Annotated in this window: 23 protein-coding genes and 1 rRNA gene; 7 read left to right on the top strand and 17 right to left on the bottom strand. The window is 67.6% G+C overall.

The features are described 5' to 3' along the window. Position 1: 1 nt before the first annotated feature. Both PUN51_RS15505 and PUN51_RS15510 read right to left on the bottom strand, forming a co-directional pair. Positions 2-919 (bottom strand): CPBP family intramembrane glutamic endopeptidase, encoded by a 918-nt coding sequence (locus tag PUN51_RS15505; protein WP_224025253.1) that lies wholly within the window; start codon positions 917-919, stop codon positions 2-4. 15 nt (positions 920-934) lie between these two features. Beyond that, the gene (locus tag PUN51_RS15510) at positions 935-1984 is read right to left on the bottom strand and encodes a helix-turn-helix transcriptional regulator (RefSeq protein ID WP_275181614.1); all 1050 of its coding nucleotides are present in this window, start codon (positions 1982-1984) and stop codon (positions 935-937) included. Positions 1985-2152: 168 nt separating this feature from the next. Here PUN51_RS15510 and PUN51_RS15515 point away from each other — a divergent pair, with 168 nt between their 5' ends. After that, positions 2153-2587, top strand: coding sequence for a nuclear transport factor 2 family protein (locus PUN51_RS15515; RefSeq protein WP_224025251.1), 435 nt, complete (start codon positions 2153-2155; stop codon positions 2585-2587). A 12-nt stretch (positions 2588-2599) separates the two neighbouring features. Here PUN51_RS15515 and ppsA read toward each other — a convergent pair whose 3' ends face one another. The 5 genes from ppsA to PUN51_RS15540 all read right to left on the bottom strand — a co-directional run bounded on the left by ppsA (position 2600) and on the right by PUN51_RS15540 (position 8959). Beyond that, positions 2600-5011 (bottom strand): phosphoenolpyruvate synthase, encoded by a 2412-nt coding sequence (gene ppsA, locus PUN51_RS15520; RefSeq protein ID WP_275181617.1) that lies wholly within the window; start codon positions 5009-5011, stop codon positions 2600-2602. 146 nt (positions 5012-5157) lie between these two features. Further along, complete coding sequence (locus PUN51_RS15525; RefSeq protein ID WP_141157907.1) at positions 5158-5976, bottom strand: pyruvate, water dikinase regulatory protein; 819 nt, start codon at positions 5974-5976, stop codon at positions 5158-5160. Positions 5977-5985: 9 nt separating this feature from the next. Next, positions 5986-6612, bottom strand: a complete 627-nt coding sequence (locus PUN51_RS15530; protein WP_275181620.1) for a LutC/YkgG family protein — start codon at positions 6610-6612, stop codon at positions 5986-5988. Further along, positions 6609-8159 carry a LutB/LldF family L-lactate oxidation iron-sulfur protein gene (locus PUN51_RS15535; RefSeq protein WP_275181622.1) on the bottom strand — a complete coding sequence of 517 codons (1551 nt, stop codon included), beginning with the start codon at positions 8157-8159 and terminating at the stop codon, positions 6609-6611. The genes PUN51_RS15530 and PUN51_RS15535 overlap by 4 nt, the downstream gene beginning before the upstream one ends. Continuing rightward, entirely contained in the window at positions 8156-8959 is an 804-nt protein-coding gene (locus PUN51_RS15540; RefSeq protein WP_275181624.1) for a (Fe-S)-binding protein, read from the bottom strand. The genes PUN51_RS15535 and PUN51_RS15540 overlap by 4 nt, the downstream gene beginning before the upstream one ends. A 187-nt stretch (positions 8960-9146) precedes the next feature. Here PUN51_RS15540 and PUN51_RS15545 point away from each other — a divergent pair, with 187 nt between their 5' ends. From PUN51_RS15545 to PUN51_RS15565, 5 genes are all read left to right on the top strand, one after another. Beyond that, positions 9147-10892 carry an L-lactate permease gene (locus PUN51_RS15545; RefSeq protein ID WP_275181625.1) on the top strand — a complete coding sequence of 582 codons (1746 nt, stop codon included), beginning with the start codon at positions 9147-9149 and terminating at the stop codon, positions 10890-10892. Between the two features lie 69 nt (positions 10893-10961). Continuing rightward, positions 10962-11708, top strand: a complete 747-nt coding sequence (locus tag PUN51_RS15550; protein WP_141157912.1) for a FadR/GntR family transcriptional regulator — start codon at positions 10962-10964, stop codon at positions 11706-11708. A gap of 16 nt (positions 11709-11724) precedes the next feature. Continuing rightward, entirely contained in the window at positions 11725-14553 is a 2829-nt protein-coding gene (locus tag PUN51_RS15555) for an FAD-binding and (Fe-S)-binding domain-containing protein (protein WP_275181627.1), read from the top strand. Positions 14554-14785: 232 nt separating this feature from the next. Beyond that, positions 14786-15295: a hypothetical protein gene (locus PUN51_RS15560; RefSeq protein WP_275181629.1), complete on the top strand. Its 510-nt coding sequence runs from the start codon at positions 14786-14788 to the stop codon at positions 15293-15295. Then, on the top strand, positions 15288-15434 hold the full coding sequence (locus tag PUN51_RS15565; RefSeq protein ID WP_224025243.1) for a hypothetical protein: 147 nt from the start codon (positions 15288-15290) through the stop codon (positions 15432-15434). The genes PUN51_RS15560 and PUN51_RS15565 overlap by 8 nt, the downstream gene beginning before the upstream one ends. Here the strand turns inward: PUN51_RS15565 and PUN51_RS15570 are convergent. From PUN51_RS15570 to PUN51_RS15610, 9 genes are all read right to left on the bottom strand, one after another. Beyond that, positions 15431-15694 carry a hypothetical protein gene (locus tag PUN51_RS15570; protein WP_224025242.1) on the bottom strand — a complete coding sequence of 88 codons (264 nt, stop codon included), beginning with the start codon at positions 15692-15694 and terminating at the stop codon, positions 15431-15433. The genes PUN51_RS15565 and PUN51_RS15570 overlap by 4 nt on opposite strands. Positions 15695-15866: 172 nt before the next feature. Further along, positions 15867-16964 (bottom strand): DUF2891 family protein, encoded by a 1098-nt coding sequence (locus PUN51_RS15575; protein WP_275181631.1) that lies wholly within the window; start codon positions 16962-16964, stop codon positions 15867-15869. 21 nt (positions 16965-16985) lie between these two features. After that, positions 16986-17957 (bottom strand): DUF979 domain-containing protein, encoded by a 972-nt coding sequence (locus tag PUN51_RS15580; RefSeq protein WP_224025240.1) that lies wholly within the window; start codon positions 17955-17957, stop codon positions 16986-16988. After that, on the bottom strand, positions 17954-18667 hold the full coding sequence (locus PUN51_RS15585; protein WP_159632746.1) for a DUF969 domain-containing protein: 714 nt from the start codon (positions 18665-18667) through the stop codon (positions 17954-17956). Before PUN51_RS15585 ends, PUN51_RS15580 begins: the two co-directional genes overlap by 4 nt. A 209-nt stretch (positions 18668-18876) precedes the next feature. Further along, positions 18877-19554 (bottom strand): GntR family transcriptional regulator, encoded by a 678-nt coding sequence (locus tag PUN51_RS15590; protein WP_275181633.1) that lies wholly within the window; start codon positions 19552-19554, stop codon positions 18877-18879. A 74-nt stretch (positions 19555-19628) separates the two neighbouring features. Further along, on the bottom strand, positions 19629-21395 hold the full coding sequence (locus PUN51_RS15595) for an acetyl/propionyl/methylcrotonyl-CoA carboxylase subunit alpha (protein WP_275181634.1): 1767 nt from the start codon (positions 21393-21395) through the stop codon (positions 19629-19631). Next, a complete protein-coding gene (locus PUN51_RS15600; RefSeq protein ID WP_275181636.1) occupies positions 21388-23064 on the bottom strand; it encodes a 5-oxoprolinase/urea amidolyase family protein in 1677 nt (558 codons plus the stop codon). Before PUN51_RS15600 ends, PUN51_RS15595 begins: the two co-directional genes overlap by 8 nt. Before the next feature lie 2 nt (positions 23065-23066). After that, entirely contained in the window at positions 23067-23825 is a 759-nt protein-coding gene (locus PUN51_RS15605) for a LamB/YcsF family protein (RefSeq protein ID WP_159632750.1), read from the bottom strand. 82 nt (positions 23826-23907) lie between these two features. Then, positions 23908-24759, bottom strand: a complete 852-nt coding sequence (locus PUN51_RS15610) for a phosphotransferase (RefSeq protein WP_275181638.1) — start codon at positions 24757-24759, stop codon at positions 23908-23910. A gap of 49 nt (positions 24760-24808) precedes the next feature. Here PUN51_RS15610 and PUN51_RS15615 point away from each other — a divergent pair, with 49 nt between their 5' ends. Continuing rightward, entirely contained in the window at positions 24809-25291 is a 483-nt protein-coding gene (locus tag PUN51_RS15615) for a class I SAM-dependent methyltransferase (RefSeq protein WP_275181639.1), read from the top strand. A gap of 90 nt (positions 25292-25381) precedes the next feature. On the opposite strand, the gene rrf is transcribed toward PUN51_RS15615, so the two are convergent. Further along, positions 25382-25498, bottom strand: a 5S ribosomal RNA gene (rrf, locus tag PUN51_RS15620). Positions 25499-25687: the final 189 nt, after the last annotated feature.

The raw sequence follows: 25687 nt of genomic DNA on the forward strand, positions 1-25687 counted from the left end.
GCTACCTTCGCCGGCGCGGCGGCCGGTGCCGGGACCGGACGTGGATCGGCAGGAACCGCCGCGGACCCGTCATCTCGCCCCGGCTGGTCAGTGCCACGGCGGCTACCAGCAGCCACATCGTGGCCGCCTGCCCCCACGGGTAGACCTGCTGGGGAACTCCCGGTGCCAGGGGGTTGAGGATGAACTGGAATGCCGCCAGGCTGGCGTGCATCACCGCCGCCACGAACACGCTCCCCGTGTGCTCGTAGACCCAGACCATGAGCACCCGGTAGGCCGTCAGCTGGCCGGCCAGGACACCGGCAACCCACAGCGGCATAAAGACCGCCAGCGGCACGCCGCCGTTCGTCCCGCCACCACCCCAGTAGTTCACGAAGAAGTGCCAGGCGCCCCACAGCACCCCCACCAGGACCCCCGTCCAGAGAACGCTGTAGTGCTGCCTGGCCCTGGGAATGGCGAACCCGGTCCACCCGATCTCCTCGAAGAGCCCGGCCACCAGCCCCAGGACCAACCCCGTGACGAGTGTTCCAACCCTGTCCGGCTCCGTGGCAATCCGCGGCGCATAATCCAGGGACGATATCCAGAGCACCAGCACGGGTGCGGCCAGCGTCACCGGAGCGGCCAGCAGGGCGAAAAGATACCAGCGCACCTCGACCCGCCAGATCAGCAGCCGCGCCCAAAGCTCCCGGTACCCTTCCCGTCCCGACACGATTCCTGTCAGGACCAGGCCTGCCACCGCTGGCCCCAGCAGCATGGCGGGCACTGTGGCGGGGAGGGTGCGCTGGAACTGTTCGGGTGTGGGCGACAGGCCGCCGGTGACCATCCACACGGCCGCCACGATGGCTCCCCAGGACAGGAGGAAGGTCACGGCGGAGTACCACGGCAACGGGTGCCTGCGCATGGAATCCGCCAGCGCATGCATGCGTCCTCCCTTCCCTCACGCCACGAGCCGGGCCACCAGCTCGCCCCGGCTCCCGACGCCCACTTTTTCGAAGACCGATTTCAGGTGGTCGTGCACGGTATGGGGGGAGATGAACAGGTGCCCGGCGATCTCCGCGGTGGAACCGCCCGACAACACCTCCAGGCAGACGTCCCGCTCCCGCGCCGTGACGCCGTACGCCATCAGCAGCAGGCTGGCGAGTTCATGGGTGGTGGCAGGTTCCACGGTCACCACCATCTGCTCCGGGTCATCGCCGGTGATCAATCGGCTGGCCTGCAGCACCACCCAGCTGTTCCCGGCGTCGCGCATCCTCGCCCGGGCCGTCCCGGATGCTGCGGCGTGCGCCTGCGCCACCACCCCCAGGAGCGTTTGGCTGAAGCGGCCGGGCGCCGCGTCCTCCACCGCGGCCAGCCAGGACGCAGCCGCGGGCGTGGCTGCACGCAGGTCCCCGTGCAGCCCGGCCAGGACAATGACGGGCCCGACGGCGGCGGGCCCGGCTGGGTGCGCCACGCGGACGGCCGCCCTGGTCGCCGCAGCCAGGGTGGCGGACACCGCGCCCAGGAATTCCACCTCCCGGTCGGTGAAGTCGCGGCCGCCTTCCCGGAATATGCTGCCCACTCCCCAGCACGCCTCGTCCACCCGGAACGCGGCACGCAGCTCATGTTCCAGGCCCAGGGGCTTGAGCAGATCGTTGATCCGGACGCTGCGCACCACCTCCCGGTGCGGCGCGTCCGAGATCCTGGCGATGGGGCGGGCACGCCGCAGCAGTTCCACGAACGTGTTCGGCTCCCGCCCGGTGTACTCGGACTGGGCAAAGCGCAGGAAATATTCCTCGAACTGATGGCTGGCCACGGGCCACGGCTGCCAGTTGGTGATGGACGTCATCACCATGGAGTCGGGGTCCACGGCGGCCCAGCAGCCCTGTTCGAACGGCACCTCCCGCTGCACGACGGCCAGCGCCGCCGCGTAGAGGTCGGCCAGGTCCATCCCGCCTGCGGCCATGGCGGCGATGTCACGCCGGGCACGCTCCGCGCGCTCCTCCCACATACCTCCAGTATCGTCGCGGCAGCCAGCGCCGCAATCCCCTGATTTGGGGGTTTCCGGCGTGACCCTAAACCCCCGGCGAGGGGATCGCGACGGTGCCTTCCGCCGTCGTACGTTTCCTTCATGGACGCGGGCACCGGGCCCGGCGCCGGCACATCAATGGAGGCTGTAATGGGACAGGCACGCGACGTCATGGACCGGCTGATGGCGGCCATGGACGCAAAGGACAGGGAAACGCTGGCGGGCTGTTACGCCGTGGACGCCGTGGTCCGCACCCCCGACCAGGACGCGATCACCGGCCGACAAGCCATCGCGGACTATTACTCACACTTCTGGGAAGCGATGCCGGACGTCAGGTACGAACGGACAGCCACGCACGAGGCCGGGGACGTGGCCGTCGTCGAAGGCTTCGTCGTTGGCACGAACACCGGGCCGCTGAGCCTGCCCACCGGCGGTACGCTGCCGCCCACCGGAAGGCAGCTCAGGGTCAGGAGCTGCGACGTCGCCACGGTGAAGGACGGCGTGATCACCTCGCACCACGCCTACTTCGACCAGATGGAACTCCTGGGCCAGCTCAGGCTGCTGCCCGAGCCGGCCCAGGGGTAAGGGGCCTACCCGCTATACGCCGGCAGCGGCGGCGACATTCGGCGTCTCCTCCGACGCCCCGGCAAGCCGGATCCAGGTGTCCACCACGGTGTCCGGGTTCAGCGAGACGGAATTGACGCCTTCCTTCACCAGCCACTCGGCGAAGTCCGGGTGGTCGCTGGGGCCCTGGCCGCAGATGCCCACGTACTTTCCGCGGGCGCGGCAGGCCTTGATGGCCATGCTGAGCAGCTTCTTCACGGCGGCATCCCGCTCGTCGAAGCTGTTGGCCACGATGGCCGAGTCGCGGTCCAGGCCCAGGGTCAGCTGGGTCATGTCGTTGGAGCCAATCGAGAAGCCGTCGAAGTGCTCCAGGAACTCATCGGCCAGCAGCGCGTTGGACGGCAGCTCGCACATCATGATCACTTCGAGGCCGTTTTCGCCGCGGCGCAGGCCGTTCTCGGCGAGCAGCTCGATGACGCCCTGCGCCTCGTCCAGGGTCCGCACGAACGGGATCATCAGCTTGACGTTGGTCAGGCCCATCTCGTTGCGGACAAAGGACAGGGCCTCGCACTCAAGGTCGAAGCAGTCCCGGAAGGACGGCTCCAGGTAGCGGGACGCGCCGCGGAAGCCGATCATCGGGTTCTCTTCATGCGGCTCGTAGGCCGGTCCACCGATCAGGTTGGCGTACTCGTTCGACTTGAAGTCGGACATGCGCACGATCACCGGCTCCGGCGCGAATGCCGCGGCGATGGTGGCCACGCCTTCGGCCAGCCGCTTGATGTAGTAGTCGCGGGGGCTGTCGTAGGCGCTGATCCGCTCACGGATCTCGGCGGCCACGTCCTCCGGCTGGCTGTCCAGGTTCAGCAGGGCCTTGGGGTGGATGCCGATCTGGCGGTTGATGATGAACTCCAGCCGCGCCAGGCCCACGCCGTGGTTGGGCAGCTGGGCGAAGGTGAAGGCCTGCTCCGGGGTGCCGACGTTCATCATGACCTTCACCGGCGCCTCAGGCATCTGGGTGATGCCGGTTTCCTCAACACTGAAGTCCAGCAGGCCCTGGTAGATGGTGCCGGTCTCGCCGTCGGCGCAGGAGACAGTGACCTCCTGGCCGTCGGACAGCGAGTCAGTGGCGTTGCCGGTGCCGACGACGGCGGGAATCCCCAGTTCGCGGGCGATGATGGCAGCGTGGCAGGTACGTCCGCCGCGGTTGGTGACGATGGCGGAGGCCCGCTTCATGATGGGTTCCCAGTCGGGGTCCGTCATATCAGCCACCAGGACGTCGCCGGTCTGGAAGGAGGCCATCTGGTCGATGGAGGTGAGGATCCGGACCTTGCCGGCGCCGATCCGCTGGCCGATGGCGCGGCCCTCCACCAGCACGGGCCCGCTGTCGTTCAGGCGGAACCGGCTCATGCTGCCGGGGGCACGGCGTGACTGCACGGTTTCCGGGCGTGCCTGCAGGATGTACAGGCCGCCGTCGGTCCCGTCCTTGCCCCACTCAATGTCCATGGGACGGCCGTAGTGCTTCTCGATGGCGACGGCGTGCCGTGCAAGCTGCTCCACGTCGTCGTCCGTCAGGCTGAAGCGCGCGCGCAGGGAGTCCTCGACGGGGACGAAATCGATGGTGCGGCCGATCTCGCTGCTGTTGGTGTACGTCATCTGCAGGGCCTTCTCGCCGAGGCCGCGCTTGAGGATCGCCGGGCGGCCGGCCTCCAGGGCGGGCTTGTAGACGTAGAACTCGTCCGGGTTCACGGCACCCTGCACCACGGCTTCGCCCAGCCCGTAGGAGGAGGTGACGAACACGGCGTCCTGGAAGCCGGACTCGGTGTCCATAGTGAACATGACACCGGACGCACCGACGTCGGAACGCACCATGCGCTGGATGCCGGCGGAGAGTGCCACCTCGGCGTGCTCGAACTTGTGGTGCACGCGGTAGGCGATGGCGCGGTCGTTGTAGAGCGAGGCGAAGACGTCCTTGATGGCCTGCAGGATGTTCTCGATCCCACGGACGTTCAGGAAGGTCTCCTGCTGCCCGGCGAAGGAGGCATCGGGGAGGTCCTCCGCGGTGGCGCTGGACCGGACGGCCCAGGACAGGTCGGCGGAGCCGGCGTGCTTGTCCACCAGCTGCTGGTACGCCTCGCGGACCTGCGCCTCGAAGTCCGGCAGGAAGGGGGTATCGCGGACCAGGGAGCGGATTTCCTGCCCGGCGGCGGCCAGGGCCGTCACGTCATCGGTGTCCAGACCCACCAGCCGGTCGGCAATCTTCTGGTCCAGGCCGGAATCGGACAGGAACCTGCGGTACGCGTCGGCCGTGGTGGCGAACCCGTCCGGAACCTGGACGCCGGCAGAGGTCAGGTTCTGCACCATCTCGCCCAGGGAGGCGTTCTTGCCGCCCACCTTGTCCAGGTCCTTGAGTCCGAGTTCAGAGAACCACAGAACGTCAGTCGTCATATTTACTGCTCCTTTGCAGAGGGTGGCGTAGGCATCGCCGGCCGCGCACGGTAGTGCCGGCCGGAAGAAAGATCCAGCTAACAGTTTCAGGTCTGCAGCGGACTTTCCACATGATGTGCGCTACGCCACGTTTGTGAAATTCCGGGCTAGTGCTTGAGGTTCATCCGTTGCAGGATGGTGGCCGCCATCTCCTCCACGGAGACGGTGGCCGAATTCAGGTATGGAATGCGGTGCGAGACGTACAGCTGCTCGGCGCTGCGCAGCTCAAAACCGCACTGCCGCAGCGACGCATACGGGGAGCTTGGCCGCCGTTCGGTCCGGATCTGGCTAAGCCGCAACGGGTTGGAGGACAGGCCGAAACACTTCGACACGAAAGGCCGCAACGGCTTGGGCAGCCCGTCGTGCTGGAAGTCTTCGTCCACCAGTGGAAAGTTTGCGGCGAAGATCCCGTGCTGCAGCGCCAGGTACATGGTGGTGGGCGTCTTGCCGCACCGGGACGGGGCCACCAGGATCACCTGGGCCTTCTCCAGCGCACGCAGGCTCTGCCCGTCGTCGTGCTCCATCGCGTACTCCACCGCCGCCATCCGGGACTGGTAGCGCGCGGCGTTCCCCAGCCCGTGCGCCCGGCCCGGTTCGCCGCTGGCCGGTGCCCCCAGCGCCTGTTCCAGGACCCCTACATGCGTACCGATCAGGTCCACGATGACGCCCTTGCAGCCGGCCAGGATCTGCCGTATCTCGCTGCTGACGGCGGTGGAAAAGACCAGCGGCTGCGGCCCGGTGGCAGCCAGGCCGTCAATGGTCCGCACTACGGACCGGGCCTGTTCAGCCGTGGTGATGAAGGGGATGGTGACGCGGTCGAAGTTGTCCACGGGGAACTGCGTCAGCAGCGTATTCCCCAGGGTTTCCGCGGTGATGCCGGTGCTGTCCGACAGGAAGTAGACAGGCCGTAGAGCAGCAGTGGTCATGGGATGACTCTAGCGGGCAATGATGACGTCCAGCCTGCGCGGGCCATGGACGCCTTCCACGCGTTCAAGCTCGATGTCGCTGGTGGCACTCGGTCCGCTGATCATCGTGATGGGCCGGGTCCCGTCGATCCGGCCCAGCGCCTCGGGCAGGATCCCGGTAATATCGGCGGCCTTCACCACGCAGATATGGTGGTCCGGGACCAGGCTGATGGCGCGGCGGCCCTGGTTGGCGCTGCCGTCCAGGATGATGGTTCCCGTTTCGGCGACGGCCACGGCGCTGCCGGTCACCACGGCGTCGATGCCATCGAGCTCGGCGACGCTGAGCGGTGCCGCCGGAGAGTCGACGCGGCGGCCGGACCCGCTGCCGGTCGCTGCCAGCCACCCGGCGTCGAACCCTTCGGGCACGACGAAGCTGTTCGCCCCGTCAAGGAGCGAGGCAATCCGTGCGGGCACCTCCGTTTCCGGAACCACCGCCACCTGCGCCTTGTAGTCCACCAGCCGGTCCACCAGGAGCTCGATGAGTGCGTCCGTGTCGAGTTCCGATGCTGCCCGGTAGTCCCGCGGAATCTGCGGCGCCTGCGGGCTGTCCTGCAATGCGGCCCTGATCCTGGAGAGGATGTCTTCGCGTGCGGTCATTGCGGGGTTTCCTTTGTGTCTGGGGACGGCGTGCGGGACGGACCGGCTTCCGGTGCGCCGGGAGCGTCGCCGGCGTTCCGGTGTTCCTTGGCCCACCAGTCCCGGAATGACTGTGCCGGAGGCGCCGGGATGTCGCGGCTTTGGGTCCAGCCGGCGGCGATGCCGGGCAGCTTGGTGATCTTCCTGTCCGGCCCCGCGGCCAGGCGGCCCAGCGGCAGCCCCTTCTCCACCAGGCCCAGGCGTTTGCCGGAGGACAAAGCCCAGGATGCGGCTTTCATGCCCACGTCCATCTGGCTGGGGACCTTCTTCTTCCCGCGTTTGCTGTCCACATCCACGCTGCGCAGGTGCACCAGGATGTCCGGGATGTTGATCTTGACGGGGCAGGCGTCGTAGCAGGCACCGCACAGGGAGGAGGCGTACGGCAGGGAGTTGTTTTCCTCCGCTTGGATGCCGGTGAGCAGCGGGGAAAGAATCGCGCCGATGGGGCCCGGGTAGGTGGAGCCGTAGGCGTGGCCGCCCGTGCGCTCGTACACCGGGCAGACGTTCATGCAGGCGCTGCAGCGGATGCAGTGCAGGGCGGAGCGGCCCATTTCGTCGGCGAGCGCGGCGCTGCGGCCGTTGTCCAGGAGCACCAGGTGCACGTTCTGCGGCCCGTCGCCCTCCGTCACTCCGGTCCACAGGGAGGTGTACGGGTTCATCCGTTCCCCGGTGGAAGAACGCGGGAGCAGCTGCATGAACACTTCCAGGTCCTGCCAGGTGGGCAGCAGCTTCTCGATGCCCATCACCGTGATCAGCGTTTCCGGAAGCGTGAGGCACATGCGGCCGTTGCCTTCGGATTCCACGACTGCCAGGGTGCCGGAATCGGCAAGGGCAAAGTTGGCCCCGGACACGGCCACCTTCGCCGTGAGGAACTTCCGGCGCAGGTGCTCGCGGGCAGCCATGGCCAGGACGGAGGGATCGTCGGTCAGCGCAGGATCGGCACCGGGCATTTCACGGAGGAAGATGTCCCGGATTTCGGTGCGGTTCTTGTGGATGGCGGGAACCAGGATGTGGCTGGGCTTGTCGTGGTCCAGCTGCACGATGAGCTCGGCGAGGTCGGTTTCGAAGGCCCCGATGCCCTGCTCCTCGAGGTACTCGTTGAGCCCGATTTCCTGGGTGGCCATGGACTTGATCTTGACCACTTCGGTTTCGCCGGTGTCCCGGACCAGTCCGGCCACGATTTCGTTGGCTTCCCCGGCGTCGCGGGCCCAGTGGATCACACCGCCGCGTGCGGTGAAGTTCCTTTCAAACTCCTCCAGGAGCTCGGGCAGCCTGGCCATCACCGCCTGCTTGATAGCGGACCCCGCATCACGCAGCTGTTCCCAGTCAGGCAGTTCGGAGACCACGGCCTGGCGCTTGTCGCGGATGGTGTGGGTGGCATGGCCAAGGTTGGCGCGCAACTGAGCGTTGCCCAGTTCACGGTGCGCCGCCGTGGGGAAGGACTCCCCGGCGAACAGGTTGCCCGAGCCGAAGGCCGGCAGGGCGGGCATTCCCAGGAAGGTGGTCATCGCAGGGCCTTTCCGGTGGAGACGCGGACTTCGCCGGTGACGGACGCCGGTTCTTCCAAGGTGCTGGCGAGGATTTCGGCCAGGTGGAGGGTGGTGGTGGAGCTGCCCTGGCGGGACAGTCCGCCGCCGATGTGCATCAGGCAGGAGGCGTCCCCGCCGGTGCAGAGCTCGGCCCCGGTGGACTCGATGTTGGCCGCCTTGTCCTGGAGCATGGCCGACGAAACATCGGCGTTCTTCATGGAAAACGTCCCGCCGAAGCCGCAGCACTGGTCCTGTTCGGGCAGCTCGGCAAGGTCGATTCCCTGCACGGTCCGCAGCAGGCGGGACTGCCTGTCCCCGAGCCGCAGCAGCCGCATCCCGTGGCAGCTGGGATGGTAGGTCACGCGGTGCGGGAAGTAGGAACCCAGCTGCGCCCCGGCGTCGGTCACGCCCAGCACGTCCACCAGCAGTTCGGACAGCTCGTAGGTTTTGGTGCCGACGGCGGTGGCGCGGGCTTCCAGGGCAGCATCGCCGCAGGCGCGCGCCACCATGGGGTGCTGGTGCTTGACCGAGGCCACGCAGGACCCGGACGGGGCGACGGCGACGTCGTAATCCGAGGTATCGAATGCGGCCACGTGGTTGGCGACCACCGGGACAGCTTCTTTGAGGTAGCCACTGTTGACGTGCATCTGGCCGCAGCAGGCCTGGCCGGAGGGGAACACCACTTCGTGTCCCAGCCGCTCCAGGATCCTGACTGTGGCCTTCGCCGTGGCCGGGTACATCGCGTCCACGATGCAGGTGGCGAACAAGGCAATTCTCATGACGGCCTTCCGGAAGGGTGAGGGTATGGTCTGACCACAGTAGACCACGTGATGGCGGCCACTGACAACCCCGCCGGCGGAGGGTGAACCGGCTCACACCTTGGCCGAAAGTGGGCTACACTTCCGTGGTCGGACCATTGTGGTCTGACCAAAGCCATCCCCATCGCCCTCATCGTGGAGGAACTTCGTGGACCACTTCACCCCCAGCACAGACCCGGTGCTGAACAGCGTTGCCTGGTCGGCCATCGTCGGCCTGCTGCCGCTGCTGACCTTCTTTGTCCTTCTCGCCGTCGTCAGGACCAAAGCCCACGTGGCCGGGGCCTTCGCCCTGCTGGTGGCCCTGGCGGTAGGCATCCTGGCGTTCAAGATGCCCGCCGGACTGGCGCTTCTGTCCGCCACCCAGGGCGGGGTCTTCGGCGCCTTCCCCGTGCTGTGGATCGTGGTCATGGCCGTCTGGCTCTACCAGGTCACGGTACTTAGCGGCCGATTTGAAGACCTCCGCCGGGTGTTCGATGTCATCGGCGGGGGCGACGTCCGCCTGCAGGGCGTCCTGATCGCTTTCTGCTTCGGCGGCCTGCTCGAGGCCCTTGCCGGCTTTGGTGCGCCGGTGGCCATCACCGCCACCATGCTGCTGGCCCTGGGCCTGCCTCCGCTCCGGGCCGCTGCTGCCGTGCTGGTGGCAAACACCGCCCCGGTCGCCTTTGGTGCCATGGCCATCCCGATCACCACCGCTGCGGGACTCACGGGCCTGCACGCCACGGACATTGGTGCCATGGTGGGCCGCCAGGCGCCGTTGCTGGCAACCTTCGTCCCGCTGATCCTGCTCTTCATCCTGGACGGACGCAAGGGTTTGAAGGACTGCTGGCCTGCCGCGCTGGTCATCGGATTCTCCTTCGCCGCAGCGCAGTTCCTCTGCTCGAACTTCTTCTCCTACGAACTCACCGACATCATGGCTTCGCTGGTGGGCCTGGGCGCGGCTGTGCTGTTCTTCCGCTTCTGGAAGCCCCGGGGCACCACAGCAGCGCGTGACCGGCTGGGCGTCGCCGCGGAGGCTGCTGCGGCCGGCACCACGCCGGCAAGCCAGGGTCCGCGAAGCGCACGGTCCGGCAGCGTGGCCACCGTAGAGGCGGCCGACGGCGAAAGCCTCACCCCGGCACGCACGTGGCTGGCACTCTTTCCCTACTTCCTGGTCATTGTGGTGTTCGGCATCGCCAAACTGTGGAAGCTCGGCGTCGACCTTCCGGCCGCCCTCGCCGCCACCGATGTCAAGGTTCCATGGCCTATCCTGCACGACGCCCTGGTGGGCGCCGACGGCAAGCCGCTGTCCTCCACCGTCTACGTCTTCCAGTGGCTGTCCAGCCCGGGCACGCTCCTGCTGATCACGGGGTTGATCGTCGCGGCCGTCTACGCCCGCTTCGATGAGGGCGGCCGCTTCCACATGACAGTTGGCAACGCCGTGGCCGAAATCGGACGGACCATCTTCAAGATGCGCTGGGCCGGCCTGACCATCATCACGGTGCTCGCCCTCGCCTACGTCATGAACAACTCGGGCCAGACGGTCTCGATCGGCGTCTGGCTGGCCGGCACCGGAAGCTTCTTCGCGTTCCTCTCCCCGGTGCTCGGCTGGCTGGGCACGGCCGTGACAGGTTCGGACACCTCCGCGAACGCACTGTTTGCCAAGCTGCAGCAGACCGCCGGCCTGAATGCAGGCATCGACCCGAACCTGCTCGTGGCCGGCAATACGGCGGGCGGTGTGGTGGGCAAGCTCATCAGCCCGCAGAACCTCGCCATTGCCGCCACCGCCGTGAACCTTGACGGCCAGGAGTCGGTCCTACTGCGTAAGGTAGTCGGATGGAGCGTGGGGTTGCTTCTGGTGCTGTGCACCATCGTCTACCTGCAATCCACCCCAGTCCTGGGCTGGATGCTCCCGTAGCCCTCCACCCGCGCACAACCGGGGTGCGGGCCCTCCCGGCCCGCACTCCCCCACTCCAGAGGATCGCCCGTGACACCCGCCGCAGCCGGAGCAGCCCCCCGACGTCGAACCCACGATGCGCTCCTGAAAGACATTGAAGCGGACCTGCGGGCCGGCACAATCAAGGTCGGAGACCGGCTCCCGGGCGAACGGACCCTGGCGGAAAACTATGGAATATCCAGGGCGTCCGTCCGCGAGGCCATCCGCATCCTCGACGCCATGGGCGTGGTCCGCAGCTCGGTGGGTTCCGGTCCCACCTCCGGCGCCATTGTGGTCTCCGATCCGTCGGCCGGCCTCTCCTCCGCCCTCCGGCTGCATGTAGCCAGCAACCGGCTGCCGGTCCAGGACATCGTCCAAACCCGTATCCTCCTGGAGACGTGGACTGCCCGCGCCGGTGCGGCGCGCGAAGGCGGCGACGCGGAGCGGAAACAAGCAGCCCAACTGCTGGAGGCCATGGACCAGCCCGAGCTGGACCGGGCAACCTTCCACGAGCTGGACGCCAGGTTCCATGTGGCGCTGAGTTCGCTTGCAGGCAACGAAGTCATGGCCACCATCATGGAGTCCCTCAGCGGTTCGATCGTGGGCTACGTCAAGGGAGCCATGGACGCGATGGAGGACTGGCCGGCGGTCCTGGCAGCCCTGCGCACCCAACACCACGGAATCTTTGATGCCGTCCAGTCCCGTGACGGCGAACTCGCCGCACGCCTGCTGCGCGAACACATCGAATGGTTCTACCAGCGGGCCGGGGACGCCACCCCGCCCCACCCCATTACCTGATTTCTTGGAGCCACGCATGAGAACCACAGCCGCAGGAGCCGAATCCCCCGTCCACCTGCTGGATCCGGATACCGTCAGCACGCGGGACCTGGACCGCCATGCCATGGCACATGACGCCTCGCACTACCTCCTGGTCCCGCAAGGGGTGGCCACCCCACGCAATGCCGCCGACGTTGGCGCCCTGCTCCGGCGCAGCCGGGAGCTTGGGCTTCCCGCCACCTTTCGTTCCGGTGGCACGAGCCTGTCCGGTCAGGCCCTGAGTGACAGCCTGCTGATCAACACCCGCCAGCATTTCCGCGGTGTTGAGGTGCTCGACGGCGGCGCCCGGGTCCGTGTCCAGCCCGGCGCCACGGTGCGCAGCGTCAACGCCAGGCTTGCCCCCTTTGGACGCAAGCTCGGCCCGGATCCCGCCAGCGAAATCGCCTGCACCGTGGGCGGTGTCATCGCCAACAACTCCTCAGGAATGGCGTGCGGCACTGAGCTCAACACCTACCGGACGCTGGAATCAATGGTGCTGGTGCTGCCCTCGGGCACGGTCATCGACACCGCCGACGCCGACGCAGACCGGCGGCTGCGCGAGCTGGAACCGGAACTCCACGAGGGGCTCCTGAAGCTGCGCCGGCGGGTGGTGGGAAACGACCAGTCCGTCCGCATCATCCGTTCACTGTTCTCGATGAAGAACACCATGGGCTACGGCGTGAACTCCTTCCTGGATTACGAACGCCCCGTGGACATCCTGATGCACCTGATGATCGGCAGCGAGGGAACCCTGGGCTTCGTGGCGGAGGCTGTCTTCCGGACCGTCGAGGTCAAACCCGCCGCCGCCACCGGGCTGCTGGTCTTCAACACCCTCGACGCGGCAATGGGAGCCCTGCCGGACCTGGTGTCCACCGGCCTTGCCACCATCGAACTCATGGACGCGGCAGCGTTGAAGGTGGCCCAGGCCGCCGCCGACGCCCCCGCCGCGATCCGTACCCTGCCGGTCCAAGGACACGCCGCGCTGCTGGTGGAACACCAGGGCTCGGACGCCGCCGAACTGTCCGGCAAGCGGGCAGGCTCGCAGCAGCTGTTCGACTCGCTGGACCTTGCAACACCCTTCGCGCTGACCTCGGACCCGAAAGACCGGGCTGCCCTGTGGCACGTCCGCAAGGGCCTGTACACGGCCGTGGCAGGCGCCCGCCCCTCCGGAACCAACGCACTGCTGGAGGACATCGTTGTCCCGGTTCCCGCCCTTGCCGGCACCTGCGGCGAACTGACACGGCTCTTCCACGAGCACCATTACAAGGAATCGGTGATCTTCGGGCACGCCAAAGACGGAAACGTCCACTTCATGCTCAACGAGCGCTTCGACGATCCGGACCAACTGCTGCGCTACCAGGCCTTCACCGACGAGATGGTGGACCTGGTCCTCGGCGCGGGCGGTTCACTCAAGGCCGAGCATGGGACGGGCCGGATCATGGCGCCTTTCGTCCGCCGCCAGTACGGCGACGAGCTCTATGGGGTTATGCAGGAAATCAAGCGGCTGATCGACCCGGCCAACCTCCTGAACCCGGGCGTGCTGCTCGCCGACGAACCCCTCTCCTACATCGAAAACCTCAAGGTGGCTCCCACCGTCGAGCAGGAAGTGGACCGGTGCGTCGAGTGCGGGTACTGCGAACCGGTGTGCCCCAGCAAGGACATCACGCTTACTCCGCGTCAACGCATCGTGCTTCGGCGCGACATTGCTGCCGCTGAGCAACGCGGCGACCACGCCCTCGCCGCCAGACTGCGCAAGGACTATGACTACGACGGCGTGCAGACCTGCGCTGCGGACGGCATGTGCGTCACCGCCTGCCCGGTGCTGATCAACACCGGGGACCTGGTCCGGCGGCTGCGCAAGGAAAATGCCAACACCGTCGCCGCGGCAGGCTGGAACAAGGCCGCCGAAAACTGGGGCGCCGTGACCGCCGGCGGCGGCCTGGCCCTGACTGTAGCCAAGGCCATGCCGGCGCCGCTGCCAAAGGCCGCCACCGCCGTCGGCCGTGCGCTGCTGGGACCGGAGGCGGTGCCCGCCTACGCCGACGTGCTGCCAGGCGGCGGTTCCAGGCGCCGGGAACGCCGGGACCCCGGCAGCGTGGCGGTGTTCTTCCCGGCCTGCATCGGCACCATGTTCGGCCCCGCGGAGGGCCCGGAAGGCAAGGGAAAGGGCTCGGCCCAGGCATTCCTGGACCTCTGCGAACGTGCCGGAGTGGGCATAACCGTCCCCGAAGGCATCGAGAGCCTGTGCTGCGGCACCCCGTGGAAATCCAAGGGCTTCTCCCAGGGCTACGACGCCATGACCGCCAAGGTCCTGGACCAGCTGTACGAGGCCAGCGGCCGCGGCAGGCTGCCCGTGGTGTGCGATGCCGCTTCCTGCACGGAAGGCCTGGAGACCATGAAGCGTCTTGCCGGCGCGGACGGGGAACGGTATGCCGGACTGCGCTTCGTTGACTCGGTGCAGTTCGTCCACCAGCACGTCCTGGGCCAGCTCACGGTAACCGCTCCCCTGAGTTCCATGGCCCTGCACCCCACGTGCTCATCCACCCAGCTGGGAACCAACCCCGCGCTGCTCGACATCGCCGGGGCCGTCACGGATGACGTGTTCGTGCCGGTCAACTGGGGGTGCTGCGCGTTCGCCGGCGACCGGGGCCTGCTCCACCCTGAACTCACCGACTCCGCCACCAACCGGCAGGCCGGCGAGATCAACGAGCGGGAGTTCGATGCCTATGCCTCCACCAACCGCACCTGCGAGCTGGGGATGTCCAAGGCGACCGGCCACTCCTACCGCCACCTGCTGGAAATCCTCGAGGAGGCCACCCGGCCCTGAGGCATCCCGCTAGACTGGCCGGGCAAGGACGGATTGGGGGATCCAGGGCGGCGCAGCCGCTTGTTCCGCTGGTCGGTCGCCGCCAGCAGACCCAAGGACCATCATGACCTTCTTCCAGGACTTTCCCGTCCCTCCCCTGCCGCCCCGGCCGCGGTCAACCAGGCAAGTCCCGCCCCCTTGGGTGGCTGCACCCGCCTACGAACTGCCTGCCGTTGTCCATCTGGGCAGGTTCGTGAGCCGGACACCGGGAATGGTGGTGGCGGTCAAAGGCGCCGAAGTCTTCTCTACCGGGTGCCTGTTCAGTCTGTCCTGGCTCTTCCGCCGGACCGATCAATCCGATAGGGACTGGGACGATTTGCAGCCGCTGTTCTTCCAGCCCGGCAGGGGCTTTCGCGGGCGCAGCGAGCGGCAGACCGGGCTGATGTTCGGCGTCGAATTTCCTGACGGTTCAAAAGCGAGCACCGGCAGCCAAATTCCCTACGGGCTGATGGAACCGGGCACCAACCCGGAGCCTCCGGTCCTCGCCCTGAACGGCGGCGGTGGCGGCGGGGGCGATGAGGAGTTCTCCGGCAGCGGCACCCTTTGGCTGTGGCCGCTGCCCCCAGCCGGGGATCTCCGGCTGGTTTGCCAATGGACCGACTTCGGCCTGGCGGAAACGTCATTGATGCTCGACGGCGGGGCCCTGCGTCAGGCAGCGGCCTCCGTTCAGCCGTACTGGCAGGAGGAGGAAAACATTGGGTGACTTTACCGGGCTGGTCCTGTTTGTCCTCGTGGGAGCCGTCTTCTTCTACATCCTGTACGGAGTGATCCGCGCGGGGGTCCGGGACGGCATCCTCCAAGCGGACGCGCGGCGCGCCGCGCGCTCCGAACAGCTGAATTAGGCCTCCACTGCGGTGACGATGCTTCCGTACCCCTGCAGGAACATCCGCCGGCCCTGGCCTTCGTCCGTCCATACCCAGATAACGGAGTAGTCGGAGGTCACGGCATCCACCACCCCGGTGCCGGAGACGGTTCCCTCGGCGAAGCGGACCCTGTCCCCCACGGCGATCCGGGGATGCCTGGTCCGCTTCCTCCTGGGCTTGAGGGCGGTTTGCCCTGCCGTTGCAGGGTCTGGCGTGCAGGTGCTGGCGTGCTGGCGCATGAAATTCCTCTGGGCTCGCGGGCGGACGGTCAGCTCATTACGACCCTGCCCGCTGCTCCCAGGTCACGCACTGGGCGTGGTGGGAAAAGACTAACGCGGCGGCGCCCATATGGGCACCGCCGCGTCCCTTCACACCGAGTGTGACTGGTTCATCCCGTCACCTGCTGGATAGTCAGTCCAGCGCCACCACGGATCCCAGCGCGTCCCAGGCGAAGCTGGCCAGCCAGTGCGTGGACATGAAGTCGCCACTCTCCAGCCCGCGGAGGCCGGCCTTCAGCAGCGGGTCCAGGGCCTCGTTGAGCTCAGCCGCCGCGGCGGACGCCACGGACGTGGAGGATTCCCGGAGGGTGGCGATGATCCGGGCCACCTGTCCGGCGCGGGTCAGGTTCAACCCGTGGAGGTGCACCAGGTAGCCGTCGGTTTCGTCCGTGACGCTGACAGGCTGCAGGATCCGCGACTCTGCGGAAAGGCCGGGGAGGAACGCCGCGAACCAAGCGGCGAACTCGTCGGCGGACAGGACACGGCGCATCAGGTCCGCCTCGCTCAGCCCGGCGGAGAGGAAGTCCTGGCCGCTGAGCTCCCAGTCGCCCGGCCAGCCACGGTCGTTCCCGAACCAGGTGCGGGCCGCTTCCTCGCACGCCGCGGCAGCATCAGCCCGGCCCAGCGACCGGAAGGCATCCAGCATGTAGCCGACACCGAACGCGGCGTTGGTGTGCAGCCCGTGCCGCACCGGGTACTGGGCCTTGGCCATCCACGCCACGCTGAGCTCCGCCACGGCGTCCACCAGCGGCTCCAGGGCGGTGCCCCATTCCCGGAGCTGCGCATCGGAGGACGCGGAACATGTGGCGGCCAGCCGCATCAGCCACGCCCACCCATAGGGCCGCTCCCAGGAGGAGTTGGCCACCAGGTAGTCCCGTTCCACGGCCAGTTTCGCCGGCGTCAGGTTGGCGCCCAGTGCTTGCCGGAGGGACGCCTCGGTGGAGCTGTCCACCCAGGCCGCCGTGCCGCCGTCGGACGCTCCCGCCGGGGCAGCCCCGGCAGAAGGTGACCCGGGGGTGCCGCCCAGCAGGCTGGCCCCCAGCCAGTGCATGTGCACGCAGGAGTGCCAGTCGAAGGAGGTGTAGAAGGCGGGGTGGATCTGCTCCGGGGTGGGCCGGTCGTCGGCGGACACCTGGGTGTGGTGGGCCGAGTGCGGGAAGGGCTCGGAAAGGTTGCCCAGCACCACGGCCGCGTAATCCGGTGCCGCCTGTGCGCGAAGATCGTTGTCCATGGTGCTCCTTTGCGAAGGGGTTTAGTGGAAGGCCAGGAAGTACATCAGTGCGATGTTGACCGCCAGCAGCGGGATGGCCGTGCCCACCTGCGCCGTGATGACGCCGTACTTGTTCTTCATTTCCAGCAGTGCGGACGGCACCAGGTTGAAGTTGGCGGCCATGGGGGTGCAGAGCGTGCCGCAGAAGCCGGCGAGCATGCCGATCGCGAAGATGATGGCGGGGTCGCCGTGGAAGGTCTGCACCAGCACGGGCCAGCCGATGGCGGCGGTCATGATGGGGAAGGCTGCGAAGCCGTTGCCCATGAGCACGGTGAAGAGGAACATGCCGATGCAGTAGACCAGCACGCCTGCGATCAGCGAGCCCTTGGGCAGCAGCCCGGAGGCCAGGGTGCCCACGGCGGTTCCCACGCCGGCCTTGGTGAAGAGGATGCCCAGCGTGGTGAGCATCTGCGGCAGCAGCGCGGCCCAGCCGATGGATTCGAGGATGCGGCGGCTTTCGAAAATGGGTGTGGCCGGGTTCTTGGGCTTGAGGATCAGGAGGGCGACGACGACGGCGGCCACGGCGCCGATGGCCAGGGCTACCAGCGTGGTGTTCTTGGGGTCCAGCAGCGGGGTGCCGCCGATGTTCAGAACGGGCGCCGCAAGGACCAGGATGACGGTGACCAGGGGCAGCGTCAGGGCCGGGATGAAGAGCTTGTTGCCGAAGCGCTTCGCGAAGGCCTCGCGCTGCGGGCCGGTGGAGGTGCGGTGCTTGCCGTGGCCCAGCAGACCGGTGGAGGCCAGGACAACCAGGATCAGGACCGCGATGCCCAGGATCCAGCCGGGCGCGGTGCCGGCCTGGACCCAGGTGCTGTAGAAGAAGCACAGGCCCAGCAGGCCCCAGAAGGCGGAGCTGCCCCAGCGGCGGGGGTGGTTGGCATCGGCGGCAATCAGCGATGCCCAGGCGACGAACAGAATGCCGATCAGCCAGTAGACGGCTTCAACGTTGATCATTTGGCTTCTCCTGCGGTTTCCTTCTGGGCGGTGAGCTCGTATTCGCGGTATTCCTTGTCCAGTTGCTTGTCCAGGCGCAGGAGTCGAAAGCCGTGGATGAGGAAGGCGGCGATGGCGGTGGGGATGGCCCAGAGGGCCAGCTGGAGCGGTTCCAGGTGGAGGTGGTACGTGGTGTCCACGAACGTGGTGATCAGCAGGATGGAGCCCACGGCCACGAAGACGTCCTCGCCGAAGAAGACGCCCACGTTGTCAGCGCCGGCGGAGTGGCCCTTGATCTTCTCGCTGATCTTTTCCGGAACGTGCCCGTAGCGGCGCAGCGCGGCACCTTCGGCCATGGGGAACACCAGCGGGCGGACGGTCTGGGCGTGGCCGCCGATGCTGTTCAGGCCCACGGCGGCGGTGATCTGGCGGACGGCAAGGTAGCCGATCAGGACGCGGCCTGCCGTCAGTTTGGCCAGGCGGCCGATGAGGACCTTGGCCTGCTCCTGCAGGCCGAAGTACTCGATAATGCCCACCACCGGCAGCACCGCCACGAAGATGGTGACCGAACGGCTGCTGGCGAAGCCGGTGCCGAACGAGTCGAGGATCTGTGCGGGGTTCATCCCGCCCAGCAGCGCGGTGACGATGCCGGCGACGGTGACGACAATCAGGGGGTTCAGGCGGATGGCGAAGCCAACGATCACCAGCAGCACCCCGATGAGTACAAGCATGATTATCCCTTCCCAGGGGACCCGTGACGGGTCTGCGAAAGTGGGGGCCGGCGCGTCCGTGCCCGGTTGACTGGTTGGGCGGCGCCGAGGGGCGGGAGCCCCGGTTACGTCAGAGCTGCAGGATGTAGTGAGCTGCAGAACAACGGTGTGATCCACAGCATACCGTTTTGTTCAACAATCCTGCAACCCCTCCCCGGGAAGGGCCTGGGTCAGCGTTCGACGGCGGCGAGCAGCTGCGCTTCGGCTCGGTCCAGGTAGGTGGACAGGAAGTCCGCTGCCGCGGCCCGGTCCCCGGCTTCCATGAGCTCCACGATCCTGGCGTTGTCCTCCACGTACGGCTCATGGAATGCGGGGTTGGCGGCCATGGAGTGGAACACCAGGCGCATTTCGGCCAGGACCTGGTCCATGAGGCTGTTGAGCCGCTCACTGCCGGCACGGTCAACGAGGGCACGGTGGAAGTCCTGGTTGGCGCCCGCCATGCCGGGAATGTCCCCCTCTACGGCGGCAGCCCTCGCTGCCTTGATGATCGCGGCCAGGGGCTCCATGGACGTTTCTCCGGACCACAGCACCGCCGCAGGTTCCAGGAAGCGGCGGACGCGGTAGATCTCGCGGATGTCATCCGCCGTCGGGTGGGCGACGAAGACGCCCCGGTTGGGGATGCGGGTGACGATGTGCTCGGCGTGGAGCGCGGTGAACGCCTCCCGCAGGGTGTTGCGTGACACGCCAAGGGCCTCGCGGAGGGCTTCCTCCGCGAGCTTGGAACCGGGCTTGAGCTTGCCGGCCGCGATGCGGCTGCGCAGCTGGGCGGCCACCCAAAGCCCGGTCTCGGAGTGCTTTGTGGTCCTGGCCTGGGCCTGGAGATCGGCCAGCACCTCGTCAAACGTCATGGCACCACGATATCGGCCCGCGGCGGCACCAAAGGCCTGCCTCCACCCGGGACCCGCTCATCCAGTCGCCGGCATCACCCGATGCAGGTGAGCACCTGGCCGGGCGCTACGGGGTCCCCTGCCGCTGCGAACTGCTCACCCAGCGTGCCGGCCCGGTGGGCGGCGACGGCGGTCTCCATCTTCATGGCTTCGAGCACCAGGACCGTTTCCCCTTCCTCGACCGAGGCTCCGGGCTGGGCCAGCCACTTGACCACCGTGCCGGCCATGGTGGCCAGCAGGTCGCCGTCGTTCTGCTCCGACTCTTCCTCCGCCTTCTGCTGCGGGCCGTCCGAACCGTCCCGGCTGGCTGCACCGCGTCGGCCGCCGCCGTCCAGCAGTGAATCCAGCAGCGCCTTGGGCAGCCCCAGCTCCATCCGTTTGCCGTCCACCTCGATGCCGATGGTCCGGCGGGGTTCATCCGGCGCGGCCGGGCTGAAGGCCGGGTCCGCGTCCAGGGCGGTGGCGAATTCGTTCTCAATCCAGGTGGTGTAGGTGTCCAGCCGGTCCTCGCGGGTGAAGTCCGGCGCCCCGACCACTGCCCGGTGGAAGGGCAGCACGGTGGCCAGTCCGCCGATCCGGAACTCCTGCAGGGCGCGGCGGGCACGCCGGAGGGCCTGCTGGCGGTCTGCGCCGGTGACCACCAGCTTGGCCAGCAGCGAGTCGAACTGCCCGGGCACCGTAGAGCCGGCACGGACGCCCGTATCCAGGCGGATCCCGGGCCCGGTGGGCACCTCGAAGGATTCCACGGTCCCGGGCGAGGGCAGGAATCCGCGGCCCGGATCCTCGGCGTTGATGCGGAATTCGAAGGCGTGGCCGCGCGGCTCCGGGTCCTCCAGGATGGGGAGCTGCTCCCCCGCCGCGATGGCCAGCTGGGCAGCCACCAGGTCCACGCCGGAGGTCTCCTCGGTGATCGGGTGCTCCACCTGCAGCCGCGTGTTGACCTCCAGGAAGCTGAGGAAACCGGAGCCGTCCAGCAGGTACTCCACGGTGCCGGCGCCGACATATCCGGCCTCCCGGCAGATGGCCTTGGCAGAGGCATGGATGGCGGCCCGCTGGTCCGGCGTGAGGAATGGCGCGGGGGCTTCCTCCACGAGTTTCTGGTGGCGGCGCTGCAGCGAGCAGTCGCGTGTGCCCACCACCACCACATTGCCGTGCGTGTCCGCGATGACCTGTGCCTCCACGTGGCGGGGGCGGTCCAGGAATTTCTCCACGTAGCACTCGCTGCGGCCAAAGGCTGCAAGGGACTCGCGGACCGCCGAGTCGAAGCTTTCCTCGATATCGGCCAGGTTCCGGACGACTTTGAGGCCGCGTCCGCCGCCGCCGAAGGCAGCCTTGATGGCCACGGGGAGGCCCACCTGCTCGGCGAAGGCACGGACCTCGGCGGCGCTGTCCACGGGCCCGTCACTGCCGGGTGCCAGCGGGGCGCCGGCCCGGACGGCCACCTCGCGGGCGCTGACCTTGTCGCCCAGCAGGCGGATGGTGTCCGGGGAGGGGCCGATCCAGGTCAGGCCGGCGTTCAGCACGGCCTGGGCAAAGCCTGCGTTCTCGGACAGGAAGCCGTAGCCGGGGTGGACGGCGTCGGCGCCGCTCTTGGCCGCAATGGCCAGGATCTTGTCGATGTCCAGGTAGGTTTCCTGGGGCCTGGATCCGGCCAGCGAGTATGCCTCAGTGGCTGCTGAGACGTGCAGTGCGTCGGCGTCGGGGTCGGCGTAGACGGCCACGCTTTCCAGGCCTGCATCGTCGCAGGCATGGGCGATCCGGACGGCGATCTCGCCGCGGTTGGCTATGAGGACTTTACGCATGGGGGCTTTCCTTAGCTGTTTCGGGCAGTTCTGCCGGGGGTGCTGCAGCGGTGAACCGCACGGCGGCGCCCGGGGGAAGTTGGGCCGCTTTGTCCAGGTCCGCGTGGACGACGACGGCGATCACCGGGTATCCGCCCGTCACCGGGTGGTCGGAGAGGAAGAGGACAGGCTGGCCTTCCGGCGGCACCTGGATGGCGCCCCGGACCGTTCCTTCGCTGGCCAATTCACCGTCGCGGCTCCGGGTGAGGGCGTTGCCGTTGAGGCGCAGTCCGATCCGGTTGGACTGCGGCGTGACGGTCCAGTCCTGTTCCAGGAAGTCCTGCAGGGTTTGGGCACTGAACCAGTCCTGCCGGGGTCCGGGCACCACGCGGAGCACGGTTGGCGCGGACTGGTCCGGAAGGGGTGACGACTCGGGGTGGCCCACGATGCTGCCCGGCTTCGGTGCGAGCACGGGAAGGATGGTTCCAGCCTGGAGCGGTTCGGGCCCGATCCCGGACATGGTGTCTGTGGACCGGCTCCCCAGCGCGTCGGGGCCGCCGATCCCGCCGCGGACGCCGAGGTAGGAGTGGAGCCCTGCCGTGGGGTTTCCCACCGTCAGCCTCTCGCCCGCCAGCAGCGCGAAGGGGGCGCCGCACCCGGGGTGCCGGGCCGCCGTCGTACCTGCTGCCGCGTCTTCCGGCGGCGTGATCCCAAGCGGAACCTCTGCGCCGGTGACGGCCAGGACCTGGTCCGAGAGGGCCTCGAGTTCCAGGCCGCCGAAGAGGAGTTCGATGCCGGCCGCGTCCTCGGCGTTGCCCACCAGGCGGTTGGCGCGGCGGAGGGCCGCCCGGTCCATGGCGCCGGCGCTGCTGACGCCGAGGGAGGCGTAGCCCGGGCGGCCCAGGTCCTGGATGGTGGCCTGGAGTCCCGGCTTCCGGACGGCAAGCCCTGCGGTGGCGGGGTCTGTTGCCGCGGTGCTGGCCGCGTCCGGCCCGCGCTGTTCGGTCACAGCGTGGTCGGCCACGGTGGCCTGCGCCCGCACCGCGTTGAAGCGGACCGTGTCGCCGGGCCGGATCAGGGCCGGGTTTTCGCGGTCCAGGTCCCACATGGCTGCTTCGGTCCGGCCGATCAGCTGCCAGCCGCCGGGCGACTGCCGGGGGTAGACCGCCGAGTACGCGCCGCCCAGTGCCACGGCACCGGCGGGCACAGCCGTCCTCGGTGAGTGGCGCCGCGGCACTTCCAGGCGGGAATCTTCGCCCGTGAGGTAGGCGAAGCCGGGGGCGAAGCCGGCAAAGGCGGCGGTCCAGAGCTGGCCTGTGTGGGCGGCAACGACTCCCTGGCGGTCCAGCCCGGTGAGCTTCGCGACCTCGTCCAGGTCCTCGCCGTCGTACACCACGTCGATGGTGACCAGCGTGCTCTCGGTGCCGGCCGGGGCTTCCAGGTCGATGCTGCGCACGTGAGTGGCCAGGTCCCGTGCCGCGTGGGGCGAGTCCGTGGTGATGAGGACGGTCCGGGCTGCGGCAATGACGTCAACCTGCCCCGGCTGGGGGTGTGCGGTGAGTTGCGCCTGGAGACTGAGGACGGAGTCCAGGGTGGGGAGCTCCACCAGGATGGCGCAGTCTCCGGCGGCCCGGACACCGGTCAGTGCGGCGTGTGGCGGCTTCTGTGCCTGCTGCTGTTTGGTGGGCATGGCTAGGCGAAACTTTGGATCTGGATGCCGGCGTCCAGCAGCGCGGCGCGGACGGCGGCGGCCATGGCAACGGCACCCGGCGTGTCACCGTGCAGGCAGATGCTTTCGGCCTTGACCTGGACCAGCGTGCCGTCGATGGCCCGGACCACGCCGTCCCCGGCCAGGCGCAGGACATGTTCGACGACGTCCTCCACCTTGTGCAGCACGGCGCCGGGCTCGCGGCGGGACACCAGGGTGCCGTCGGGGTTGTAGGCGCGGTCGGCGAAGGCTTCGGCTACGGTCCGCAGCCCGGCGGCGTCGGCCTGGCGCTGGATCTCGGAGTTGGGGAGGACCATGAGGGGCAGGGTGGGGTCCACGGCCAGGATGGCGGCAACGACGGCGCCAGCCTGCTGGGGGTGGTTGACGATGGTGTTGTACAGGGCGCCGTGGGGCTTGACGTAGCGCACGGCTGTTCCGGCTGCGAGGGCTACGGCCTGGACTGCGCCGATCTGGTAGACGACGTCAGCGGTCAGCTCTTCCGGGGTCATGTCCACGAAGCGGCGGCCGAATCCGGCCAGGTCCCGGTATCCGGGGTGTGCGCCGACGGTGACGCCGGCCTTCACGGCGGCCTGGCAGGTGGCCATGATGCCCACGGGATCGCCCGCGTGGAAGCCGCAGGCTACGTTGGCACTGGACACACTCTCGAAAATGGCGGCGTCATCGCCGAAGGACCAGTTCCCAAAGGACTCGCCGACGTCGCTGTTCAGGTCGATGCTGGGCATTGTGATCTCCGTCTCGGATTGGTGTCCTTCAAGAATGCCCTAAAAAGCCGGATTGTTCAACAATCCGGGAAAGGCGACTCCTTCAGAATCTATGCAAAGCTTCGTGGAGCATCTGGTGGCCTTGTCTTTCGAACTCGTGATCGCCAATCTTGTATGCCCAAGCGGCCGTGGAAACGGCTTCTCGCAGCTGCATGACCCTCCAGAGCTCACTTTCCCTGGGATCTGAGCCGTAGCCCGCAAAGAAGGCCGGCTCCAGCTGCGGAGCAGTACGCCATTGCTGTACGGCAAGACGCCAGAAATCACTGGCAGCCGGCCTGAACTCAAACCTGCCAAAGTCGATGACCCTTACATCGTTCCCGTCGATGAGCCAGTTGCGGGGCTGCCAGTCGCCGTGGGACGGGACGACATCAACTGGCCTCGGCTCATATGTGGCGAGTATCGCCCGCGCCTCTTCTGCGGCTGAGTCCTCGATGCTGTGGGGTGCTCCGAGCCACGCGAGGGCCTTGGCAGTAGCGGCCGCCTCATAGTCCGGGTCACTGCGCACCGCCTGGTGGTGAAAAGCGCGCAGGAGGGCACCGGCTTGCACGTACGTTTCCGCCGCATATTCGGCTTCGGTGCCTTCTACCAGGCAGCCTTCCAAATACTCCGATACCAGGACGTTCGCAGAGCGGTCCGCGTGTATGAGCTTTGGTGCACGGTTCTGACAGGACAAAACCTGGACCCAGGATTGGTGAGCACTAATTTCACGCGCAATGTGATGGTTCGCAGGACCGCCGGCCTTGACGATATATTTCCGGCGCCCGCTTTCCACCTTGAGAACCGCGGTATCGATGAGGTCCCAGGAAAGATCACTCACCAGACGAACCCCCGGGAGCCAGGTTTCCACGCGCCCCGCCTGCCGGGCGCTCAACCGGTTGCCGTGCCAGGATTCCATTCCGGCAGAATATCCGGTCCGGGCCGCTGCCCAACCCTAGACTGGCTGCGTGACTGATATTGAGGCGCAGGTCCGCCGGGCCTACGCCGGGCGTGCTGCCGAGTACACCCGTCTCCTAGGCGATATCGCGGACATGGATGAGCGTGACCGCGACTGCATTAGCAGGTGGGCTCTGCGGATTGACGGACCGGTGATCGACGCAGGATGTGGTCCGGGGCATTGGACAGAGTTTCTGTCTCAGCGCGGTGTCGATATTTGCGGCATTGATCTCGTTCCAGAATTCATCGAGATTGCCCGCTCCCGCTTCCCCGCTGTTCCCTTTCGGACTTCCTCGTTCCACACGCTTGCTCTGCAGGACGAAAGCCTCAGTGGAGTGCTCGCCTGGTATTCATTGATCCATCTCCAACCAACAGAGCTGCCCGCAGCCCTCGCCGAGTTTCGCCGAGTTCTAAGACCGGACGGGCACTTTCTTGTCGGCTTCTTCGAAGGGCCGGCAGGGACGAGGGTGGGCGGCGGCCCCATGCTGCCATGACAGCGACTGCCCTCTAAGGGTCCTTCGGTTTTTCGTGTTAAATGTGGGAGGCCCCAACCGTGTGGTTGGGGCCTCGACCATTAATAGTTGTTCCGGCGGTGACCTACTCTCCCACACCCTCCCGGGTGCAGTACCATCGGCGCTGTGGGTCTTAGCTTCCGGGTTCGGAATGGGACCGGGCGTTTCCCCCACGCTATGACCGCCGTAACCCTTGTACCCGAACCCCGCAGGGGGTTGGGAAGTCTTGTGGTTACAACATCCCTGCCCGCGGGCAGGGGGTGGTGTTGTATTCAATTGTTAGGTTCCGCCAACAGGGTTGTTGGTTGGGAACCACATAGTGGACGCAAGCAGAATGTTTTTCTGTGTGGTGTAAGTTATTGGCCTATTAGTACCGGT

It is taken from the genome of Arthrobacter sp. NQ4 (assembly GCF_029077345.1).
GTDB lineage: Bacteria > Actinomycetota > Actinomycetes > Actinomycetales > Micrococcaceae > Arthrobacter.